Below are 21,349 nucleotides of genomic sequence, written 5' to 3' on the forward strand. Positions count from 1 at the left end.
GACCATACCTCACTACGTACGCTGTACGTAACTAGGATGGTGGGGAGGTGATGAGCAATGGCGGGCCGAGCGGCCGAACCGGAAGTGATCTGGGCGCGCCCCGAGCGCGCGGGCCGTGGTCCCAAACCGGCGTACAGCCGGGCGGACATCGTGGCCGCCGCCGTGCGCATCGCCGACGCCGACGGCATCGACGCGCTCTCGATGCGGCGCATCGCGGCCGACATCGGCTGCGGCACGATGTCGCTCTACAACTACGTCCCCCGCAAGGAGGATCTGTACGAGCTGATGGTCGACGCCATCAGCGGGGAGTACGACGCCGACGTGCCGCCGAGCGGTGACTGGCGGGCGGACATGCGGGCCGTCGCCCGGCAGACCCGGGGCATCATGCACCGCCACCCCTGGGTGATCCGGCTGATGTCGACGGGTTACGCGTACGGGCCAAACGCCCTGCGCTTCCTGGAGTACTGCCTGGGCTGCCTGGACGGGGTCGACCTGCCGGGCGGCGCCAAGATGGAGCTGATCGCGACGGTCAACGGCACCGTGATGACCCTCGTCGCCAACGAACTCGCCATCGCCGAGCGCACCCGCTCGCTGCCCTGGTCCGCGGAGCGGGAGCGGGCCGTCCGCACGGCCTACCTGATGGGCCGGCTCGCGGGCGGCGGCTATCCGAGGCTGGCCGCCGTGCTGATCGAGGCCGGCGCCGAAACCCTCGGCATCGAGGAGATCTTCGACCGGACGCTCAACCGGGTCCTCGACTCCTTCGTCCCGGCGGCGCGGAACGGCGTCTCTAGCCGCCCGGACGCCTAGAGCAGCGCGAACTGGCCCTCCGGGCCCTCCTCCTGGTGGTCGAGCACGGACGCGGGCCGCCGCGCGCGCTCCGGTACGGGCAGTACACCAGCCTCCCGCAGCGCGGTGCGCGTCAGCTGCGGGCCCTCGGCGAGCGCCGCGCACTCCGGCGCACGCCGGCCGAGGAGCGCCAGGACCGTGATCAGCTCCAGGAGTTGGGAGGTCCACTCCTGCGGCCAGGCGGCCGGCCCGATCGACTCCAGGGTGCCGGACTCGGCGGGCGCCGTCCGACGCTCGAACCAGAGCTCCAGCATCCGCACCCCGCCGACCCGGAACTCCCAGGCCTCCGCCGGGACGGGCGCGATCCGCCCGGCGCCGACCGCGAGGCTCTCCTCCGCGGCGTCGTACGTGAGCGCGTCGGGCCGGGCGGGGATCGCCGCGCGGACGTAGGGGCGCCGCCCGCCGGGCAGCCGGTGCCGCTCACCGCCCCGGGCGCCCCGCAACTGCACCTCCTGCATCCACCCGCCCAGCTCCACCCCCGCCCGCCATGTCTCCGGCGCGAGCGGCAGCGGCACGGCGCACCCGGCGGGAGAGGGCCGTGCGGCGGCCACGGCCCAGGCCAGCCACTCCTCGGCGGTGACCTCGTGCCCGTACCGCTCACTCAGCAGCGGCAGCAGCCCCGGCGCCACATTGGGTTCGCGGCCGCCGGGCCTTCGGTAGAGCGGCCGGATCCGCCCCGGCCGGCCCGCCGGGGACCGCCCGTCCGGCAGCGCGGCCGTCACCAGCAGCGCCGGGCCGCCGGCGCCGGGGACGTTGCCCTGCTCGACGGCGAACACCTGGCGGTCGTCGGCGACCCGCCACAGCTCGGGCCGTGCGGTGTCGATGAGCCGGTGGTCCGGTATCAGCCACTGCTCGTCGAAGGGCCCGTGCGCGAGCCGTACGGGCTCGGGGCAGGGCCCCGTCTCCCGCGCGAACCGCCCGGTCCCGGTGGCCTGCCCCGGCAGCGCGGCCACCGAACTCACCGGCGTCCGCGCCCGGCTGACCCCGAACAGCGCCTCCCGCTCGCCCCCCTCGGCCGCGACGAGCCGCTTCCACCGCGCCCGCAACGTTGCGGCATCGGGCGCCACGATCCACGAGCGCCCGAACCGCAGCGGCGCCACGGCCCAGGGCATGAGGTCGGAGAGCAGCGGCACGTCTTCGGTCACGGCACGCATGCTAGTGACCCGGGCACGCCGGTATCAGTGGGCGTGGCCCGCGAGGGGCGGGCCGGCGCGCCCCTCGCGGGCGGCCGGACCGGTGCGGTCGCCCCGCGGGTGGCGGCGGTGCCCGTGCCGACGGGCGTCGGGCCGGCGAGCGGCCGGCTCGGGCTTGGCGGGATTGCCGGGCCCGCCTGGGCGCGGGGTCCCCCGCGGGGCGGGTAGGCGCACGTGCCGACGGGCGTCGCGGTCCGCCCGCCCCGCCCCGTCAGTGCGCGTCCACCGTCACCGAGAAGGAGAAGCGGTCTCCCCGGTAGCGGATCCGGGCCACGTCCACGACCCGGCCGTCCTCGTCGTAGGTCACGCCCGTGTAGTGCAGGATCGGCGACAGCAGCGGGACCGCGAGCAGGGTCGCCGTCTCCGGGTCCGCCAGGCGTGCCTCGACCGTGTCCGTGATGCGGCTGATCCGCACGCCCACCAGGTCCCGCAGCACCTTCGTCATCGGCCAGCGCTCCAGGTCGGCCGGGTCTATACCGGCCGCGATCTCCGGGCGTACCGCGTTCTCCGCCCAGTTGGTCGGCTCGCCCGTCTCCCCGTCGCAGCGCAGGCGCCGGTAGGCGACCACCTGCGCCGCGTCGGGGAAGTACTCGGCGAGCTCACCGGGGACGGGCTCCGGGCCGTGGCCCAGGACCTCCGTCCGCTCCCCGGACTGCTGGGCCACGATCGCGTCGATGGAGCCGAGCAGCCGGCGCGGGGCGCTGCGCCGCGCGCCGGGCTCGATGAACGTCCCGCGCCGCCGGTGCCGGCTGATCAGGCCTTCCTCCTCCAGCTCCTTGAGCGCCTGGCGCATCGTGAGCACGCTGACGCCGTAGTGCGCGGCGAGCTGCTCCTCGGTGGGCAGCCGCAGCGAGGCGTCGGGCGCGCGCCCCAGTATCGAGGCGCGCAGCGACTGCGAGACCTGATACCAGAGCGGCAGCTTGCGGTTCAGGACCAGCGAGTCGGGGGCGAAGGCGGTCACGGCTCTCTCCGTACGACGGCACTACGGGACACCACCAGCGGACCTCACGGCCGGAAGTGGCGCTCCAGACCCTGCCATACGTCGTCGTAGCCGCTCTGCAGATGGTCGGCTCCGGCGGCCTGCGCGGTCGCCGTGACCGGCCAGCGGGTCTCGAACATGAAGGCAAGGCCGTCGTCGATCTTCTGCGGCTTCAGCTCGGCGGCGCTGGCCTTGTCGAACGTGTCCCGGTCGGGGCCGTGCGCGGACATCATGTTGTGCAGCGAGCCACCGCCCGGCACGAAACCCCCTTCTCCGGCAGTCTTCGCGTCGTACGCGCCCTCGATCAGGCCCATGTACTCGCTCATCACATTGCGGTGGAAGTACGGCGGGCGGAAGGTGTCCTCGCCGACCAGCCAGCGCGGCGCGAAGACGACGAAGTCGACGCCCGCGAGGCCGGGGGTGTCGGACGGCGAGGTCAGCACCGTGAAGATCGACGGGTCCGGGTGGTCGTAGCTGATCGAGCCGATGACGTTGAAGGTGCGCAGGTCGTAGACGTACGGCGTGTGGTTGCCGTGCCAGGCGACGACATCGAGCGGGGAGTGGCCGTAGGTCGCGGCCCAGAGGTTGCCGCAGTACTTGTTCACCACCTCGACCGGGCCCTCGACGTCCTCGTACGCGGCGCGCGGGGCCCGGAAGTCGCGGGCGTTGGCGAGGCCGTTGGCGCCGATCGGGCCCAGGTCGGGGAGCTGGAAGGGGGCGCCGTAGTTCTCGCAGACGTAGCCGCGGGCGGTCTCGTCCAGCAGCTCGACCCGGAAGCGGACGCCGCGCGGGATCAGCGCGACCTCGCCGGGGCGGGCGGCGAGCAGGCCCAGCTCGGTGCGGAGCAGCAGCCCGCCCCGCTCGGGGACGATCAGCAGCTCGCCGTCGGCGTCGCTGAACACGCGGCGGTCCATGGAGGCGTTGGCGTGGTAGAGGTGCACGGCCATGCCGGTGCGCTGGGTGGCGTCGCCGTTGCCGCCGAGCGTCCACAGGCCCGCGACGAAGTCCGTGCCCGGGGCCGGCTCCGGCAGGGGGTTCCAGCGCAGCCGGTTGGGGTCGGGGACGGTCTCCGTGAAGGGCGCGCTGCGGAGGTGGCCGTTGTCGATCCGGGCGAACGGCGGGTGGGCCGCCGACGGGCGGATCCGGTAGAGCCACGAGCGGCGGTTGTGGGCGCGCGGCTCGGTGAACGCGCTGCCGCTCAGCTGCTCCGCGTACAGGCCGAGGGGGGCCCGCTGCGGCGAGTTCCGGCCGAGCGGCAGCGCTCCGGGGACCGCCTCCGAGCTGTGCTCGTTGCCGAATCCGGTGGAGTACTCCAGCCCTTCGGCCGTCTTTCTCGCCAGTTCCGTGGTCATCGCCCGCTCCTGTCCTGAGCCCGCACAACAATCCTATGCATGACCGTAGGATTCCGCGCCCGCTCCCGTCAACGGGAGCGCCGCTGGGACGTGCCGCGCGTGCGGAGGGTTCCCGTCCGTGCACGGGGGGTCCCAAAAGATGAACATTGCTCTACTCTCACCGGCATGTCGTGGACTCGCAGGCTCGTTCTCGCGCTCTCGGTCCTGCTGGCGGCCCTCGCCGGCACCCTCGCCGCCGCCCCCCTCGCCCAGGCCCACGAGGAACGGCCGGTGGACTTCCCCGACGGCTCCGGCCGCGTCCCCACCCTGCGCACGGGCGAACCGGACCTCCTCGTCTGCAAGAGCGACCGCGCCGACTTCGAGCGCCGGATCGCCGCCTTCCCGGCCGCGCTGCGCACCCGGAACCTGAACCTCTTCGCCCGCTGCCTGGCCGGCGGTCACCGCCACATCCAGCAGGCCGTCGACGCCGTGGACCGGCCCGGCATGACGATCGCGATCCTGCCCGGGCTGTACGAGGAGGAGCCCTCACTGCCCCCGCCGACCGGCGCCTGCGCCCGGCTGAAGGCACCCCGCTCGGCGTTCGGCTACCAGGTCCTCAGCTACGCCCAGCAGAAGCAGTGCCCGCACAACCAGAACCTCGTCGCCATCCTCGGCAAGAAGGACCTCCAGATCGAGGGCACGGGCGCGGCGCGCACGGACGTCGTCATCGACGCCAAGTACCAGAAGCTCAACGCGATCCGCGCCGACGAGTCCGACGGCGTCTACTTCCGCAACTTCACCGCCCAGCGCACCACCTTCAACTCCCTCTATGTGCTGGCGGGCGACGGATTCGTCATCGACAACGTGCTGACCCGCTGGAACGACGAGTACGGCTTCCTCACCTTCGCCAGCGACCACGGCCTCTACAAGAACTGCGAGTCCTACGGCAACGGCGACTCCGGCATCTACCCGGGCTCCGCCTCCGACATCAACAACGGCCGCGGCTACGACGTGCCCCGGTACTCGATCGAGATCACCGGCTGCCGCAGCCATCACAACATGGTCGGCTACTCGGGCACGGCGGGCGACTCCGTCTGGGTCCACGACAACGAGTTCGACCACAACATGGGCGGCGCCTCCATGGACAGCGCCTTCCCCGGCCACCCCGGACTCCCGCAGAACCACGCCCGGTTCGAACGCAACGACATCCACGACAACAACGAGGACTACTACCGGCACGTCGCCGACGGCACCTGCGCCAAGCCGCCCGTCGAGCGCGGCTACGAACAGGGCGTCGTCTGCCCGCAGATCTCCATGCCCCCGGGCTCCGGCATCATCACCGCCGGCGGCAACTGGAACCTCTACGAGAACAACTGGATCTACGGTCACAAGCGCACCGCCTTCTACCTGAACGCCGTCCCCGCCTTCATCCGCGGCGAGTCCGCCTGGTCCAAGCAGGCCGACACCTCCCACCACAACCGTTACGCCGGCAACCACCTCGGCGTCGACCGCGCCGGCGCCTCCCGGCCCAACCGCACCGACGTCTGGTGGGACGGCCAGGGCGGCGGCAACTGCTGGCAGTCCGACACCGGACCCTCCTCACCGCGCACCCTGCCCGAGTGCGGCGCCCGGCGCGGCGACGTCTCCGGCGGCTCCGACCGGCTCGCCGGCGAACCCGTCAAGCTCGTCCAACTCCTGGTCTGCGCCGACTACAACGTCCAGGAGCGCCGCCTCCCGGCGGGCTGCGACTGGTACGGCGCGCGCGGCCTCGCCCGCGTCGAGACCCAGATCGCCCTGGGGACCGCGCTGGTGCTCGGCCTCGTGGGCGCCACGCTCTGGCGCCGCCGCCTGCGTGCCAGCCGCCTCGCGGCCGTCTCCACCGCACTGGGCGCCGTGGGCCTCACCCTCGACGTCGCCGGCTCCACCCTGCCCCTGACCGCCGGATACGTACCCGCGCTCGCCCTGCTCCTCCTGGGCGCCTGGTGGACGGCCCTCGGCCTCGCCCTGCGCCCCGCCCGCCCCGCCCTCGCCTGGACCACCCTCGCCCTGGGCGCCCTCACTCTCCTCGACGCCTTCGACAAGGCGGTCCTGATGATCCCCTGGATCCCCCTGAGCCCGGCCTGGCTGCGCGGTCTGCTCGCGGCGGTGTGGGTCCTGTGGGCGGCGATCGCGGCGGCGGGGACCGGGGGAGCGGCGCCCGCCGGCCCACCGAGGGGGGTCGGCCCAGGGCCGGGCGCGGCGATGGGCGCCGAGCCGGGCGCGGCGGCAGGCGACGGGCCGGGGGCCGGCTCGGGCGCCGAGGCGGGCGCCGGCGCAGGGCGGGTGTCCGCGGCTGACGGGACGGCCGGTGGCCCGCCGGCAGCGGGTCGGCCGACCGGCGACGGGCCGTCCGGCGGTACGCCCGGGAGCACGCCCGGCGACACGTCCGGGGCGACCTCGTGACCCGGCGGGTGGGTGCGGCGGTAGCCGGTCGGGGCGCTGGAGGGTGGTGTACGTACCGGCGCATGTGCGCCCGCCGGGCGGCCGGGCTCGTACTCGCCGTCCTGGTCGTGCTCGCCGGCGCCGGGTGCGGGGGGCCGGCGTCGACCCATCACAAGCCCGGCACCAGCCACCAGGAGGCGACCGGAACCGCCGGTGCGCTCCTCGACGCCCGGGACGAGTCGGGACACCGGCTGCGGGAGGTGGCGGCCGGGGGTGCGCCGCGCGTGGAGCTCAGCGCGCGGCCCGACTCCGAGGACGGCTGGAACCTCCATCTCACGGTGGCGCACTTCCGGTTCACCCCGGAGAGCACCGGCGGCGCCGCTCTCCCGGGCCGCGGCCACGCCCACCTTCTCGTCGACGGCCGCAAGACGGCCCGGATCTACGGCCCTTGGCACCACCTCCCCGCCACCGCCCTGGCCACCCCCGGACGGCACACCCTCACCGTCCGGCTGTACGCCGACGACCACACCGCCTGGGCGGTCGCGGGCCGACCGGTGGAGGCCACGGCCACCGTCACGAAAGGCGACGGCCCGCAGGACGCCCCGCACGACGGCCCGCACGACGGCCCGCACGACGGTCCCGGCAAGAACGGCGAGGCCACGCACCCGCAACCCCCGGCGGCCGACCGTACCGTCGAGATCACCGTCACCGGCAGCACGGTCGAGCCCGCGCCCTCCCGTATCGAGGTCGAGCGTGGCGCCCGTATCGCCCTGCGGGTCACCAGCGACCGGGCCGACACCCTCCATGTCCACGGCTACGACCGCACCACTCCGCTGCCCGCCGGCCGCCCCGCCACCCTGACGTTCACCGCCGACCGCACCGGCCTCTTCGAGGTCGAGACCCATGGTTCCGGCCTCGTCCTGACCCAGCTCGTCGTCCGGTGAAGCGCCCGTGACCCCCCTCGCCCACGGCGTCGGCTCCCAGCACGACCTGCCGATCTCGCCCTTCTACGCCTTCGCGGGCGCGTTCGCCGCGCTCTTCGTCTCCTTCCTCGCGCTCGGGCTCCTGTGGTCCGACTCCCGCTTCCAGGGCGACCGTTCGGGCCGCCCGCTCCCCAGCGCCGTCCGGCGGCTCGCCGACGCCCCGGCCACCCGCGCCGCCCTGCGCCTGCTCGGCCTCGCGGGCGCGCTGTTCGTCGTCCTGCACCTCCTCCTCGGCCCCGACGACCCCGCACGCAACCCGGCCCCCGGAGCCCTCTACGTCCTCCTCTGGGTCGGACTCATTCCCGCCTCCCTCCTCCTCGGCCCGGTCTGGCGCCTCCTCAACCCCCTGCGCACCCTCCACCGCCTCCTCCCCGCCCGTCACCCCCGCCCACTGCCACCCCGCCTCGGGCTGTGGCCGGCCGCCGCCGGGCTGCTCGCCTTCACCTGGCTCGAACTCGTCGCCCCCGAGCCCACCTCACCCCCCGTCCTCCTCGCCTTCCTCGGCGCCCACACCGCCGTCCACCTCATCGGCGCCGCCCGCCACGGCGACCGCTGGTTCGCCCACGCCGACGCCTTCGAGGTCTACTCGACCCTGCTCGCCCGGCTCTCCCCGCTCGGCCGCCGGGCCGACGGCCAACTCGTCCTGCGTAACCCCTTCCACGGCCTCGACGCCACCCCGCCGACCCCCGGCCTCGTCGCCACCCTCTGTGTCCTGCTCGGGTCCACCGCCTACGACGGCTTCTCCGACGCCCCCAGCTGGATCACCACCGTCCAGACCTCACCCCTCGGCCGCACCCCCACCGCCACCCTCGGACTGCTCGGCGCCGTCGCCCTGGTCGCCGGCCTGTACTGCCTGTGCTCCGGGGCCGTCCGCCTGGCCGACCGCGAACTGCCCCACCCCCTCACGGCCTTCGCCCACTCCCTCCTGCCGATCGCCCTCGGCTATCTCGTCGCGCACTACACCACCCTCTTCGTGACGGAAGGGCCACGCACCGTCATGGTGGCACTCGGCACTGACAACGCCCTCGCCCCCGCCCCGCCGCTGACCCCGGGCGGCCTCGCCACCCTCCAGGTCGGCGCCGTCGTCACCGGCCACGTCGTCGGCGTCGTCGCCGCCCACGACCGCTCCGTGCGGCTGCTGCCGCCCGCCCGCGCCGTCGCCGGTCAGCTCCCCCTGCTCCTGCTGATGATCACGTACACCCTCGGCGGCATCGGCCTCCTGATCGCCTGACCCCGCCGACCGTCCGGAACGGCATCATGGACCCCGTGCCTCCGTCCCCCTCCCTCCGCCGTGCGCCCGTCCAGCAGCGCAGCGCCGAGCGCCTGGCGCGGATCCTCGACGCGTGCGCCGAACTCCTCGACGAGACCGGCTACGAGCAGCTGAGCACCCGGGCCGTCGCCATCCGCGCGGGCGTCCCGATCGGCTCGGTCTACCGCTTCTTCGGCAACAAACGGGCCATGGCCGCCGCCCTCGCCCACCGCAACCTCGACCGGTACGCCGCCCGCATCGACGCCCGCCTCGCGGCCGGGCAGCCTGTCGACGCGTACGGCGCCATCGACACCGTCCTCGACGAGTACATCGCGATGAAGCGCACCGTCCCGGGCTTCGCGCTCGTCGACTTCGGCGTCCCCGGTCCGTCCGCCGCCGACTCCGTCCCCGACCCCACACCGGAGGCCGCAAGCGAGCCCGCCCCGGCCCCCGCCCCCGCCGCCGAGCTCGAAACCCCCACCGACGACCCCAACCACCTCGTCGCCGACCGCCTCTGCGCCCTGCTCGCCACCCACCTCGGCCGTACCCCCGACGAGACCCTCCGCCGTCAGGTCCTCGTCGCCGTCGAGGCCACCGACGCCCTGCTGCAACTCGCCTTCCGTACGGGACCGCCGGGCGACAGCGCCCTCATCGCCGAGACCCGCCGCCTGCTCCACGCCTACCTCGGGCCCCTCCTCGCCCGGACCGGCTGAACCGGCCGCACCGACCCCTCGCCGCCGTCCATACCGGTCGGTATGCTCGGCCGTGTTCGCGCAACCGAAGCCGCACGTCGCCGAAACGCCGCCGCCCCGGGGAGACCGTCATGTCCACCGCCCTGCGCATCTGCCCGCTCTGCGAAGCCACCTGCGGCCTCACGCTCACCCTCGACGGATCCCGCGTCACCGGCGCGCGCGGCGACCGGGACGACGTGTTCAGCCGCGGATTCGTCTGCCCCAAGGGCGCCGCCTTCGGCGAGGTCGACGCCGACCCCGACCGGCTGCGCGCACCCCTCGTCCGCAAGGGCAGCAGCGGCGGCGGCCGCGGTGAACTCCAGGAGGCCACGTGGGAGGAGGCGTTCGACCTGATCGCCGCCCGTATCCCCGCGATCCTGGCCGAGCACGGACCGGGCGCCCTCGCCGTCGTCCTCGGCAACCCCAATGTGCACACCGTGGCCGGCGCCCTCTACCCGCCGGTCCTGCTCGCCTCCGTACGCACCCGGAGCCTGTTCACCGCCTCCACGCTCGACCAGATGCCCAAGCACGTCTCCAGCGGGCTCCTGTTCGGCGACGCCTTCGCGGTGCCCGTCCCCGACCTGGACCGCACCGACCACCTCCTGGTGATCGGCGCCAACCCCATGGACTCCAACGGCAGCCTGTGCACCGCCCCCGACTTCCCCGGCAAGCTCCGCGCCCTGCGCCGCCGCGGCGGGGCGCTCACGGTCGTCGACCCGCGCCGCACCAGGACCGCCCGCCTCGCCGACCGCCATGTCGCTCCGCGCCCCGGCACCGACGCCCTGCTGCTCGCCGCGCTGGCCCAGGTCCTGTTCGCGGAGGGCCTCACCGACCTCGGCGCCCTCGCCGGGCGGGTGCAGGGCCTCGACGCCCTGCGGGAAGCCGTACGGGACTTCACCCCCGAAGCCGTCGCCGCCGTCTGCGACGTGGACGCCGCCACCATCCGTACGCTCGCCAGGGAGCTCGCCGCCGCGCCGGCCGCCGCCGTGTACGGACGCATGGGCAGCAGCACCGTCGAGTACGGCACCCTCGCCAACTGGCTCGTCGACGTCCTCAACATCCTCACCGGCAACCTCGACCGGCCCGGCGGCGCCCTCTTCCCGCTCTCGGCCACCGCCCCCGCACCCCGCCCGGCCGGGCCGGGCCGCGGCTTCGACCTCGGCCGCTGGACCAGCCGCGTCGCCGGCCACCCCGAGGCCAAGGGCGAACTGCCGATGGCCGCGCTGGCGGAGGAGATCGACACGCCCGGCGAGGGCCGCGTCCGGGCCGTCGTCGCCATCGCCGCCAACCCGGTCCTGTCCGCCCCCGACGGTCACCGCCTCGACCGGGCGCTCGGGGAGCGGCTCGACTTCATGGTCAGCGTCGACCCGTACCTCAACGAGACCTCCCGCCACGCCGATGTCGTCCTGCCCCCGCCGCCGCCCGCCCAGAGCGCCCACTTCGACTTCGCCTTCAACAACTTCGCCGTACGCAACCAGGTCCGCTACACCCCGGCCCCCGTCCCTCTGGAAGAGGGACGTATGGACGAGGCCGAGATCCACGCCCGGCTCATCCTCGCCGTGACCGGGATGCACGGCGCCGACCCGTCCGCCGTCGACGACCTCGTCATCGGCCAGGCCCTCGCCAAGGCCGTCGCCCAGCCCCACTCGCCCGTCCACGGCCGCGACGCCCAGGAGCTCGCCGCCGAACTCACCGGCGACAGCGGCCCGGAGCGGCGCCTGGACATGATGCTCCGGCTCGGCCCGTACGACCTCACCCTCGACGACCTCCGCGCCGCGCCGCACGGCATCGACCTCGGCCCGCTCAAGCCCCGCCTCGGACAGGTCCTCAAGACCCGCAGCGGGATGATCGAACTGCTGCCGGAGCCCCTCGCCGCCGATCTGCCCCGGCTGCGGCGGGCCCTGGACACCCCGGCCGCGCCGCTCGTCCTGGTCGGCCGCCGCCATCTGCGCTCCAACAACAGCTGGATGCACAACGTCCCCGCGCTCACCGGCGGCACCAACGTCTGCACCCTCCAGGTCCACCCCGACGACGCGGCCCGCCTCGGACTCACCGACGGCGCACCCGCCCGGATCAAGGCCGACGGCGGAGAGCTGGAGGTGACGGTGGAGATCACCGACACGCTGCGTCCGGGGGTGGTGAGCCTGCCGCACGGCTGGGGCCACGACCGGCCCGGGACCCGTCTCTCGGTCGCCGCGCGGCGCCCCGGAGTCAATGTGAACCAGCTTCTCGACGGCTCCCGGCTCGACCCGCTGTCCGGCACCGCTGTCCTCAACGGCTTCCCCGTCGAACTGACGCCAAGGCGATGACCTGGGGTTTTGCTCGTATTGCTCACGCGTCAACGTCTTGTTAACGCCGATGAACGGCACCTAACGTCATCCGGACCGCCGCTCGGTGGGAGTTCAAGGGTGAACGTTAGGTGTCCCTCATGCTGACAATCCTCGGCTTCACCATGATCGCGACGTTTCTGGTCCTGATCATGCTGAAGAAGATGTCGCCGATCGCGGCGCTCGTGCTCATCCCCGCCCTCTTCTGCGTCCTCGTCGGAGACGGCGCGAAGCTCGGCGACTACGTCATCGAAGGCGTCGGCAATCTCGCGCCCACGGCCGCGATGCTGATGTTCGCGATCGTCTACTTCGGCGTGATGATCGACGTCGGCCTCTTCGACCCGATCGTCCGGGGCATCCTGCGCTTCTGCAAGGCCGACCCGATGCGGGTCGTGGTCGGTACGGCGGTGCTCGCCGCGATCGTGTCGCTGGACGGCGACGGCTCCACCACCTTCATGATCACTGTCTCGGCCATGTACCCGCTCTACAAGCGGCTCGGCATGAGCCTCGTCGTCATGACCGGTGTCGCCGCCACCGCCAACGGCGTCATGAACACCCTCCCGTGGGGCGGCCCGACCGCCCGCGCCGCCACCGCGCTCAAGCTGGACGCGGGCGACATCTTCGTCCCCATGATCCCCGCCCTGGGCGTCGGCCTCCTCTTCGTCTTCGTCCTCGCCTACGTCCTCGGCCGCCGCGAGCGCAAGCGCCTCGGCTACCTGACCCTGGACGAGGCCCTGGCGCCCGAGACCGAGACGGTGCTGGTGAAGGCCGGCGGCGGCGCCGACGACATGGACACGCGCAAGGCGGACACGCGCCACGGGGACATCCCGGGCGGCGACACCCCGCCGCCGGCCGGCGCCGCGCCCGCCGGGGAAGGCGAGCGCGCCGAGGACGAGGGCTTCCAGGGGCTCGACCCGCACCGCCCCACCCTGCGCCCCAAGCTGTACTGGTTCAACGCCGCGCTCACCGTCGGTCTGCTGACCGCCATGATCCTGGAGCTGCTGCCCATCCCGGTGCTGTTCCTGCTCGGCGCCGCCCTCGCGCTCACCGTCAACTACCCCAACATGGCCGACCAGAAGGCCCGTATCGCCGCCCACGCCGACAACGTCCTCAACGTCGCGGGCATGGTCTTCGCCGCCGCCGTCTTCACCGGCGTCCTCACCGGCACGGGCATGGTCAAGCACATGGCCGACTGGCTGGTCGGGGCCATCCCCGAGGGCATGGGCCCGCACATGGCCCTGGTCACCGGCCTGCTGAGCCTGCCGCTCACGTACTTCATGTCCAACGACGGCTTCTACTTCGGCGTCCTGCCCGTCCTCGCGGAGGCCGGCGCCGCCCACGGCGTCTCCCCGCTGGAGATCGCCCGCGCCTCCCTCGTCGGCCAGGCCCTGCACATGTCCAGCCCGCTCGTCCCGGCGGTGTACGTCCTGGTCGGCATGGCCAAGGTCGAGTTCGGCGACCACACCCGCTTCACCGTGAAATGGGCGGCGCTCACCTCGCTGGTCGTCCTCGCCGCCGGAATCCTCTTCGGGATCATCTGACGTGTCACCTTCCAGGAGCTGGCTGCTGCGCCTCGTCATCGCCTTCTGCTTCGCGCAGGCGGCGGTGTCGATGGCGCGGCCGGCCGTCTCCTACCGCGCCCTCGCCCTGGGCGCGGACGAACGCGCCATCGGTGTGATCGCCGGGGTGTACGCGCTGCTGCCGCTCTTCGCCGCCGTGCCGCTCGGCCGCCGCACGGACCACGGCCGGTGCGCCCCGCTCCTGCCTTTCGGGGTCGTCCTCATCTCCGGCGGCTGCGCCCTCAGCGGCGTCGCGGACTCCCTGCCCGCCATGGCGGCCTGGAGCGGGGTGATGGGCCTGGGCCACCTCTGCTTCGTGATCGGCGCCCAGTCGATCGTCGCCCGCCAGTCGGCCCCGGCCGAACAGGACCGCAACTTCGGTCACTTCACCATCGGGGCCTCCTTCGGTCAGCTCGTCGGACCCATGGCGGCCGGCTGGCTGATCGGCGGTGACATGTCACGTACGAGCGCACTGGCGCTGGTGGTCTCCGCCGGGGTCGGCGTCCTCTCCCTCGCCTCCCTGTGGCGCATCGAGCACCGGGCCCCGCTCCCCACCCGGCGGCACGGCCCCAAGGTCCCCGTCCACCGCATCCTGCGGACGCGCGGGGTCCCCGCCGGAATCTTCATCAGCCTCGCCGTCCTCTCCGCCACCGACATCCTCACGGCCTACCTCCCCGTCATCGGAGAACACCGTGACATCGCACCCGTCACCGTCGGACTGCTGCTGAGCCTGCGCGCCGCCGCCACCATTGCCTGCCGGCTGGCGATGCCCCCGATGATCCGGCTGCTCGGGCGTACGGCGCTCCTCGCCGTCAGCTGCCTGCTCGCCGCGCTCCTGTGCGCCGGGATCGCGCTGCCCGTCCCTGTGCCGGCGCTCGCCCTGATGCTCGCCGCCCTCGGCTTCTGCCTCGGCGTCGGCCAGCCGCTCTCCATGACGACGGTCGTCCAGGCCGCCCCGGCCGAGGCCCGCTCGACCGCCCTCGCCCTGCGGCTGACCGGCAACCGCCTGGGCCAGGTCGCGGCCCCCGCCTCGGCCGGGCTGATCGCCGGGGTCGCCGGCACCGCCGCCCCGTTCGTGACGCTCGGCGTCCTGCTGCTCGTCGCCGCCGGCCTGGGCACCAGAAAGAGCCGGCGCACGGACGGAGTACGGCCTCCGGTGCGGGCGGACCACCCTGCCGCACAACGGCCCAGGTCGCGGCGGTAGCAGGAATGTCGCGGCGTTAGCAGCGGATTTCGGCCGGAATCCGTGTTCCGCACCGGCTCGCCGCCCACCGCTGCCAGAGTGATCAGCGCCGGTGCTCCCCGTACGAACCGGCGCACCCCCGTACGAAGGGACCTCCATGCCCCTGCCGACCCTGCCCCGCCCCGGCCGCCGCGCCCGCGTCGCCACCGCCACGGCCGCCCTGCTGTTCGCGGCCGGTGCCCCCACCGCGTACGCCACCCTGGGCGACGAGAGCCCGGCCGCGACCGCCCCCGCCCCGGCCCAGGCGCGCGGCAAGGCCTACGTCGAGACCCGGCTGTTCTTCGGCACCGAGCGGCCCGACGGCGGGCCGGACGTCACCGACCGGCAGTTCATGGCCTTCGTCGACAAGGAGGTAACCCCCAGTTTTCCCAGTGGCCTGACTGTGCAGGACGGACGTGGACAGTGGCGGGACGCGCACGGCACCATCGAGCGGGAGCGCTCGTACGAGCTGATCCTGCTGTACCCGGCCACGGAGGCACGCGTGCGTGACCCCCAGATCGAGCGCATCCGGGACGCCTACGAACGCGCCTTCGCGCAGGAGTCGGTGGCCAGGCTCGACGAGCCGACCCGGGCCGACTTCTGAGCTGGGCTCGCGACCGGCGGACTCCGTCGGACCGGTCCGGTGAGGCGTGCGCCACTCCGGCGGCCCCTGGCGCTGAAAAACTATCAGCGCTAGTTTGGGCACGTATGTGATACGAGCGACGCCCGGCCGGTACGAAGGAGATGCGGATGAAGGCCCACGACGCGATGTACATCGGCGGAGCCTGGCGGCCCGCCGCCGGCACCGACACCATCGCGGTGGTGAACCCGGCCGACGAGCAGGTCATCGGCCATGTCCCGGCCGGCACCGCAGAGGACGTCGACGCCGCCGTGTCGGCCGCCCGCGCCGCCTTCCCGGCCTGGGCCGCCACCCCGCCCGCCGAGCGGGCGGCGCGGCTCACCGCGCTGCGCGACGCCCTGGCCGCCCGCCAGGACGAGATCGCCGAGACGGTCACCGCCGAACTCGGCGCCCCGCCGCCGCTCGCCACCGCCGTCCACGCCGGACTGCCCATCTTCGTCACCGGCTCGTACGCCGAACTCGCCGCCACCTACGCCTTCGAGGAGAAGGTCGGCAACTCGACCGTCTACGCGGAGCCGGTCGGCGTCGTCGGCGCGATCACCCCCTGGAACTACCCGCTGCACCAGGTCGTTGCCAAGGTGGCACCCGCGCTCGCGGCGGGCTGCACGGTCGTCCTCAAGCCCGCCGAGGACACGCCCCTGACCGCACAGCTCTTCGCCGAGGCCGTGCACGAATCCGGCCTGCCCGCCGGGGTGTTCAACCTCGTCACGGGCCTCGGCCCGGTCGCGGGCCAGGCGCTCGCCGAGCACGACGGCGTGGACCTGGTCTCCTTCACCGGCTCCACGGCGGTCGGCAAGCGGATCGGCGCCCTCGCCGGCGGCGCCGTCAAGCGCGTCGCCCTGGAGCTCGGCGGCAAGTCCGCCAACGTCATCCTGCCCTCCGCCGACCTCGCCAAGGCCGTGGACACGGGTCTGGCCAACGCCCTCTCCAACGCCGGTCAGCGGTGCAGCGCCCTGACCCGGGTGCTGGTCCACACCGACCAGTACGACGAGGCCGTCGCCCACGCCGCCGAGACCATCGCCACCTACACCCCCGGCGACCGCATCGGTCCCATGGTGAACGCCGTGCAGCGCGAGCGGGTGCGCGGCTACATCGACAAGGGTGTCGAGGAGGGCGCCCGGCTCGTCGTCGGCGGCACCGAAGCCCCTCTCCCGCAGGGTTACTACGTCACGCCCACCCTCTTCGCCGACGTCACCCCGGAGATGACGATCGCCCAGGAGGAGATCTTCGGACCGGTCGTCGCCTTCCTCCGCTACGAGGACGAGGAGGACGCCCTGCGGATCGCCAACGGCACCGTGTATGGGCTCGCCGGCGCGGTCTGGGGCGAACCCGACGAGGCCGTCGCCTTCGCCCGCCGTATGGAGGCCGGACAGGTCGACATCAACGGCGGACGCTTCAACCCGCTCGCCCCCTTCGGCGGGTACAAGCAGTCCGGCATCGGCCGCGAGCTCGGTGCCCACGGACTGGCCGAGTTCCTCCAGACCAAGTCCCTGCAGTTCTGAGCCCGAGGAACGAGGAGCGAGGAGCAATGAGCGTGGTCCGCGCCGCAGTCCTGCCCGCCGTCGGCTCTCCCCTGGAGATCACTGGCATCGTCCTGCCGGAGCCCGGCCCCGGTCAGGTCCGGGTCCGGCTCGCCGCCGCCGGTGTCTGCCACTCCGACCTGTCCCTGTCCAACGGCACCATGCGGGTCCCCGTCCCGGCCGTCCTCGGCCACGAGGGCGCGGGCACGGTGGTCTCGGTCGGGGAGGGGGTCGACCATGTCGCCCCCGGCGACGGTGTCGTCCTCAACTGGGCGCCGTCCTGCGGCTCCTGCCACCACTGCGCGATCGGCGAGGTCTGGCTCTGCGCCCACGCGCTGACCGGCACCGCGAACGTGTACACCGTCACCGAGGACGGCCGCGAACTGCACCCAGGCCTCAACGTCGCCGCCTTCGCCGAGGAGACGGTCGTCGCGGCCGGCTGTGTGCTGCCCGTCCCGGACGGCGTCCCGCTCACCGACGCGGCGCTGCTCGGCTGCGCCGTCCTCACCGGCTACGGCGCCGTCCACCACTCCGCCCGCGTCCGCGCGGGCGAGTCGGTGGCCGTGTTCGGCGTGGGCGGGGTGGGCCTCGCGACGATCCAGGCGGCCCGGGTCGCGGGCGCGTCGACGATCGTCGCCGTCGACGTCTCCCCGGAGAAGGAGGCCCTGGCGCGGGCGGCCGGGGCCACCGAGTACGTCGTCGCCTCGGACACCACCGCCAAGGAGATCCGCAAACTGTCCGGCGGTCAGGGCGCCGACGTGGCCGTCGAATGCGTCGGCCGCGCCACCACCATCCGTACCGCCTGGGACTCCACCCGGCGCGGCGGCCGCACCACGGTCGTCGGCATCGGCGGCAAGGACCAGCAGGTCTCCTTCAACGCCCTGGAGATCTTCCACTGGGGCCGCACCCTCTCCGGCTGTGTGTACGGCAACTCCCGCCCCGCCGAGGACCTTCCGGTCCTCGCCGAGCACATCCGGGCCGGACGGATGGACCTGAGCGCACTGGTCACCGAGCGGATCACGCTCGACGGCATCCCCGGCGCGTTCGACAACATGCTCGCGGGCAAGGGCGGCCGGGCGCTGGTCGTCTTCTAGCCGCGAATTCCCCGCTCAGACACGTCCGACGCTCCCGGCCGCGGGTGACGCCACCCGCGGCCGGGACCGCGACACCGCCACACCCGCCAGGCACGAAGCGTCTGTCGCAACGTCTCCGGACCGGGCCGAAACGTCTCGGACCGGGCCGGCACGTCTTCGGACCGGGCCGGCACGTCTCGGGACCGGACCGGACCGGACCGGACCGGACCAGGCCGGGCCGCCCGTTCCCGCCCACCCCGTCCGTCCCGGCCCCCTCAGTCCGCCCCGTCCCCGTCCGTTCCTCCCGCCGCTCTCGCCCCGCCCCGAGCCTCGTACTGCACCGCCAGCCCGTCCAGCAGCGCCCGCAGCCCGGTCTCGAACGCCCCCTCGTCGACCTTCTGGCGCCGCTCGGCGAGCAGATGAGCCTGGCCCAGGTGCGGATACTCGGCCGGGTCGTAGGCCCCCTCGTCGTCGACGAAGCCCCGGGCGAAGGAGCCGAGCGCCGAGCCGGTGATGAAGTACCGCATCAGCGCGCCGATGTACGTGGCCTGGGCCGGTGGCCACCCCGCGCGGACCATCGCGCCGAAGACCGCGTCGGCGACCCGCAGACCCGCCGGGCGGCGGCCGGGTCCCTGGGCCAGGACCGGGACGACATGGGGGTGGTCGGCCAGCGCGGCCCGGTAGGAGACGGCCCAGTCGTGCAGAGCCGTACGCCAGTCCCGGCCGTCGTCCTCCTCGAACATCGACAGGTCGATCTTGGCGCTGACCGCGTCGGCGACGGCGTCGAGGATCTCGTCCTTCGTACGGAAGTGGTTGTAGAGGGAGGGACCGCTCACGCCCAGCTCCGCCGCCAGCCGCCGGGTCGAGAGCGCGGCGAGGCCCTCGGCGTCCACCAGCGCTCCCGCCGTCTCGACGATGCGTTCTCTGCTGAGGAGGGGCTTGCGTGGTCGGGCCATGGCGCACATAGTAGGGCCTGCCAAGCGGAAACTAGCAGTGGTAATTAAAGGGGTGGGTGGCCGCCGTGGACCTGGAGCTGAGCGAAGAGCAGACCGCCGTGCGGCGGCTCGCCGAGGACTTCGTCGCGCGCGAGGTCACGCCGTACGCCGCCGCCTGGGACCGGGCCGAGGAGGTGGACCGGGCGATCGTGCGCAAGCTCGGCGGGGTCGGCTTCCTCGGTCTGACCGTCTCCGAGGAGTACGGCGGCTCCGGCGGCGACCATCTCTCGTACTGCCTGGTCACCGAGGAGCTCGGCCGCGGCGACTCCTCCGTGCGCGGCATCGTCTCCGTCTCCCTGGGGCTGGTTGCCAAGACCGTCGCCGCCTGGGGGAGTGAGGAGCAGAAGCGCGCCTGGCTGCCCCGGCTCACCGCGGGCGAGGCCCTCGGCTGCTTCGGCCTGACCGAGCCCGGTACGGGATCCGACGCGGGCAGCCTCGCCACCCGCGCGGTCCGGGACGGCGGCGACTGGATGATCAACGGCTCGAAGATGTTCATCACCAACGGCACCTGGGCGGATGTCGTCCTGCTCTTCGCCCGTACCAACGACACCCCCGGCCCCAAGGGCGTCTCCGCCTTCCTCGTCCCCACCGACACGCCCGGCCTCACCCGCCGCACCATCCACGGCAAGCTCGGCCTGCGCGGCCAGGCCACCGCCGAGCTGGTCCTGGAGGGCGTACGGGTGCCGGACCGCGCCCTGCTGGGCCCCGAGGGCAAGGGCTTCTCGATCGCCATGTCCGCGCTGGCCAAGGGCCGGATGTCGGTCGCCGCCGGCTGCGTCGGCATTGCCCAGGCCGCCCTTGACGCCGCCGTACGGTACGCCGGCGAACGCGAGCAGTTCGGCCGGTCCATCGCCCACCACCAGCTCGTCCAGGAGTTGATCAGCGACATCGCCGTCGACGTGGACGCGGCCCGGCTGCTCACCTGGCGCGTGGCCGACCTCGTCGACCGTGGCGAGGAGTTCGCGACGGCCGCCTCCAAGGCCAAGCTGTACGCATCCGAGGCCGCCGTCCGCTGTGCCAGCAACGCCCTCCAGGTCTACGGCGGCTACGGCTACATCGACGAGTACCCGGTCGGCAAGCTGCTGCGCGACGCGCGCGTGATGACCCTCTACGAGGGCACCAGCCAGATCCAGAAGCTGATCATCGGCCGCGCACTTACGGGCGTCTCCGCGTTCTGATCCGTGTGCTGAGCGATTGCGCGCTGCGGGGCGGGTTGAGTAGGGCATGAGTACGGGAGCGGATACCGATCCGGCCATTCCCGGCGGATCCTCGTCGCATGAGCGACTCATCGGTCAAGCAGCAGAACACGGCGGCGTACTACATGCAGGCCGTCATCTCCTTCGGCCTCGCCCTCGGCGCCGTCGGTCTCGGCATCTTCAACCTGGACGCCGACGTCTGGGTCCGCGCCTTCCTCGCCATCGCGGTCCTCTACCTCACCACCTCCGCGTTCACCCTCGCCAAGGTCGTCCGGGACCGGCAGGAGGCCGGGTCGATCGTCAGCCGTGTCGACCAGGCCCGGCTGGAGAAGCTCCTCGCCGAGCACGACCCGTTCCAGAAGCTCTGAGCAAAGAGGCTAAGCGCTTGCTCACCGGCGTTGTATGGTGTTCGTCCTGCTGGACCTGAGAAGGGGCGAACCATGACTGCGGCGGACGAGACGCCCGGCGGCGACGACACGCCGTGGGACGAGGTGGTCCCCGAGGCGGCCAGGAAGCTGCTTGTGGCCGCCGTCGAGGCGTTCGCCGAGCGCGGGTACCACGCGACGACCACCCGGGACATCGCGGGCCGGGCCGGGATGAGCCCGGCCGCGCTCTACATCCACTACAAGACCAAGGAAGAGCTGCTCCACCGCATCAGCCGGATCGGGCACGACAAGGCGCTGGAGATCCTGCAGGGCGCGGCGGACAGCGAGGGCACGGCTGCCGAGCGGCTCGCCGCCGCCGTGCGGTCCTTCGTCCGCTGGCACGCCGGACGCCACGCCACCGCGCGCGTGGTGCAGTACGAACTCGACGCGCTCGGCGAGGAGCACCGCGCCGAGATCATGGAACTGCGCCGCAAGAGCGACGGCGTCGTGCGCCGCATCCTCAACGAGGGTGTCCAGGCGGGGGAGTTCGATGTACCGGACGTGCCCGGCACCACCGTCGCGGTTCTCTCGCTCTGCATCGACGTGGCCCGCTGGTTCAACGTGGAGGGGCGCCGGACTCCGGACGAGGTCGGCGTGTTCTACGCCGACCTCGTGCTGCGGATGGTCGGGGCCACGAAGTAGCGCCCCCGCTGCCGATT

At 73.4% G+C, this 21,349-nt stretch carries 18 protein-coding genes; 14 read left to right on the forward strand and 4 right to left on the reverse strand.

From position 1 onward, the window contains the following. The first annotated feature begins 57 nt into the window (after positions 1-57). Positions 58-807, forward strand: coding sequence for a TetR/AcrR family transcriptional regulator (locus IEZ01_RS19160; protein WP_019885094.1), 750 nt, complete (start codon positions 58-60; stop codon positions 805-807). Here the strand turns inward: IEZ01_RS19160 and IEZ01_RS19165 are convergent. The 3 genes from IEZ01_RS19165 to hmgA form a co-directional block, all read right to left on the reverse strand. After that, complete coding sequence (locus IEZ01_RS19165) at positions 804-2,000, reverse strand: type ISP restriction/modification enzyme (protein WP_189202755.1); 1,197 nt, start codon at positions 1,998-2,000, stop codon at positions 804-806. The two genes, IEZ01_RS19160 and IEZ01_RS19165, sit on opposite strands and share 4 nt — an antisense overlap. Before the next feature lie 250 nt (positions 2,001-2,250). Next, positions 2,251-3,000 (reverse strand): GntR family transcriptional regulator, encoded by a 750-nt coding sequence (locus IEZ01_RS19170; RefSeq protein WP_019885091.1) that lies wholly within the window; start codon positions 2,998-3,000, stop codon positions 2,251-2,253. 44 nt (positions 3,001-3,044) lie between these two features. After that, entirely contained in the window at positions 3,045-4,370 is a 1,326-nt protein-coding gene (gene hmgA / locus IEZ01_RS19175; protein ID WP_019885090.1) for a homogentisate 1,2-dioxygenase, read from the reverse strand. Between the two features lie 165 nt (positions 4,371-4,535). Between hmgA and IEZ01_RS19180 the strand changes: the two genes are divergently transcribed. The 10 genes from IEZ01_RS19180 (at position 4,536) to IEZ01_RS19225 (ending at position 18,095) form a co-directional block, all read left to right on the forward strand. Next, a complete protein-coding gene (locus tag IEZ01_RS19180; RefSeq protein WP_189202757.1) occupies positions 4,536-6,791 on the forward strand; it encodes a right-handed parallel beta-helix repeat-containing protein in 2,256 nt (751 codons plus the stop codon). A gap of 62 nt (positions 6,792-6,853) precedes the next feature. Beyond that, entirely contained in the window at positions 6,854-7,714 is an 861-nt protein-coding gene (locus IEZ01_RS19185; RefSeq protein WP_189202760.1) for a cupredoxin domain-containing protein, read from the forward strand. A gap of 7 nt (positions 7,715-7,721) precedes the next feature. Then, positions 7,722-8,984: a hypothetical protein gene (locus IEZ01_RS19190; protein WP_019885087.1), complete on the forward strand. Its 1,263-nt coding sequence runs from the start codon at positions 7,722-7,724 to the stop codon at positions 8,982-8,984. A 26-nt stretch (positions 8,985-9,010) separates the two neighbouring features. Beyond that, entirely contained in the window at positions 9,011-9,715 is a 705-nt protein-coding gene (locus tag IEZ01_RS19195) for a TetR/AcrR family transcriptional regulator (protein ID WP_189202762.1), read from the forward strand. Between the two features lie 110 nt (positions 9,716-9,825). Continuing rightward, positions 9,826-12,042, forward strand: a complete 2,217-nt coding sequence (locus IEZ01_RS19200) for a molybdopterin oxidoreductase family protein (RefSeq protein ID WP_189202764.1) — start codon at positions 9,826-9,828, stop codon at positions 12,040-12,042. Between the two features lie 119 nt (positions 12,043-12,161). Further along, positions 12,162-13,601, forward strand: a complete 1,440-nt coding sequence (locus IEZ01_RS19205) for a CitMHS family transporter (RefSeq protein WP_028797356.1) — start codon at positions 12,162-12,164, stop codon at positions 13,599-13,601. A 1-nt stretch (position 13,602) separates the two neighbouring features. Next, positions 13,603-14,823: an MFS transporter gene (locus IEZ01_RS19210; protein WP_189202766.1), complete on the forward strand. Its 1,221-nt coding sequence runs from the start codon at positions 13,603-13,605 to the stop codon at positions 14,821-14,823. A 136-nt stretch (positions 14,824-14,959) separates the two neighbouring features. After that, entirely contained in the window at positions 14,960-15,445 is a 486-nt protein-coding gene (locus tag IEZ01_RS19215; RefSeq protein WP_189202768.1) for a DUF3574 domain-containing protein, read from the forward strand. A 146-nt stretch (positions 15,446-15,591) separates the two neighbouring features. Continuing rightward, complete coding sequence (locus IEZ01_RS19220) at positions 15,592-16,983, forward strand: aldehyde dehydrogenase family protein (RefSeq protein ID WP_019885081.1); 1,392 nt, start codon at positions 15,592-15,594, stop codon at positions 16,981-16,983. 32 nt (positions 16,984-17,015) lie between these two features. After that, a complete protein-coding gene (locus IEZ01_RS19225) occupies positions 17,016-18,095 on the forward strand; it encodes a Zn-dependent alcohol dehydrogenase (RefSeq protein ID WP_028797355.1) in 1,080 nt (359 codons plus the stop codon). Between the two features lie 254 nt (positions 18,096-18,349). Here IEZ01_RS19225 and IEZ01_RS19230 read toward each other — a convergent pair whose 3' ends face one another. Then, positions 18,350-19,030, reverse strand: coding sequence for a TetR/AcrR family transcriptional regulator (locus IEZ01_RS19230; protein ID WP_189202770.1), 681 nt, complete (start codon positions 19,028-19,030; stop codon positions 18,350-18,352). A gap of 65 nt (positions 19,031-19,095) precedes the next feature. Between IEZ01_RS19230 and IEZ01_RS19235 the strand changes: the two genes are divergently transcribed. The 3 genes from IEZ01_RS19235 to IEZ01_RS19245 all read left to right on the forward strand — a co-directional run bounded on the left by IEZ01_RS19235 (position 19,096) and on the right by IEZ01_RS19245 (position 21,332). After that, positions 19,096-20,247: an acyl-CoA dehydrogenase family protein gene (locus tag IEZ01_RS19235; RefSeq protein WP_189202823.1), complete on the forward strand. Its 1,152-nt coding sequence runs from the start codon at positions 19,096-19,098 to the stop codon at positions 20,245-20,247. Between the two features lie 98 nt (positions 20,248-20,345). After that, a complete protein-coding gene (locus IEZ01_RS19240) occupies positions 20,346-20,633 on the forward strand; it encodes a YiaA/YiaB family inner membrane protein (RefSeq protein ID WP_019885076.1) in 288 nt (95 codons plus the stop codon). A gap of 72 nt (positions 20,634-20,705) precedes the next feature. Continuing rightward, positions 20,706-21,332: a TetR/AcrR family transcriptional regulator gene (locus IEZ01_RS19245; RefSeq protein ID WP_019885074.1), complete on the forward strand. Its 627-nt coding sequence runs from the start codon at positions 20,706-20,708 to the stop codon at positions 21,330-21,332. The last annotated feature ends 17 nt before the right edge of the window (positions 21,333-21,349 follow it).

The sequence above is a fragment of the Streptomyces purpureus genome, assembly GCF_014648195.1.
Classification (GTDB): domain Bacteria; phylum Actinomycetota; class Actinomycetes; order Streptomycetales; family Streptomycetaceae; genus Streptomyces; species Streptomyces purpureus.

Coding starts and splice junctions, on each gene's coding strand:
- IEZ01_RS19240 (WP_019885076.1), top strand. CDS start 20,346: ATGAGCGACTCATCGGTCAAGCAGCAGAACACGGCGGCGTACTACATG.
- IEZ01_RS19195 (WP_189202762.1), top strand. CDS start 9,011: ATGGACCCCGTGCCTCCGTCCCCCTCCCTCCGCCGTGCGCCCGTCCAG.
- IEZ01_RS19245 (WP_019885074.1), top strand. CDS start 20,706: ATGACTGCGGCGGACGAGACGCCCGGCGGCGACGACACGCCGTGGGAC.
- IEZ01_RS19165 (WP_189202755.1), bottom strand. CDS start 2,000: ATGCGTGCCGTGACCGAAGACGTGCCGCTGCTCTCCGACCTCATGCCC.
- IEZ01_RS19205 (WP_028797356.1), top strand. CDS start 12,162: ATGCTGACAATCCTCGGCTTCACCATGATCGCGACGTTTCTGGTCCTG.
- IEZ01_RS19160 (WP_019885094.1), top strand. CDS start 58: ATGGCGGGCCGAGCGGCCGAACCGGAAGTGATCTGGGCGCGCCCCGAG.
- IEZ01_RS19180 (WP_189202757.1), top strand. CDS start 4,536: ATGTCGTGGACTCGCAGGCTCGTTCTCGCGCTCTCGGTCCTGCTGGCG.
- hmgA (WP_019885090.1), bottom strand. CDS start 4,370: ATGACCACGGAACTGGCGAGAAAGACGGCCGAAGGGCTGGAGTACTCC.
- IEZ01_RS19215 (WP_189202768.1), top strand. CDS start 14,960: ATGCCCCTGCCGACCCTGCCCCGCCCCGGCCGCCGCGCCCGCGTCGCC.
- IEZ01_RS19220 (WP_019885081.1), top strand. CDS start 15,592: ATGAAGGCCCACGACGCGATGTACATCGGCGGAGCCTGGCGGCCCGCC.
- IEZ01_RS19230 (WP_189202770.1), bottom strand. CDS start 19,030: ATGGCCCGACCACGCAAGCCCCTCCTCAGCAGAGAACGCATCGTCGAG.
- IEZ01_RS19200 (WP_189202764.1), top strand. CDS start 9,826: ATGTCCACCGCCCTGCGCATCTGCCCGCTCTGCGAAGCCACCTGCGGC.
- IEZ01_RS19185 (WP_189202760.1), top strand. CDS start 6,854: ATGTGCGCCCGCCGGGCGGCCGGGCTCGTACTCGCCGTCCTGGTCGTG.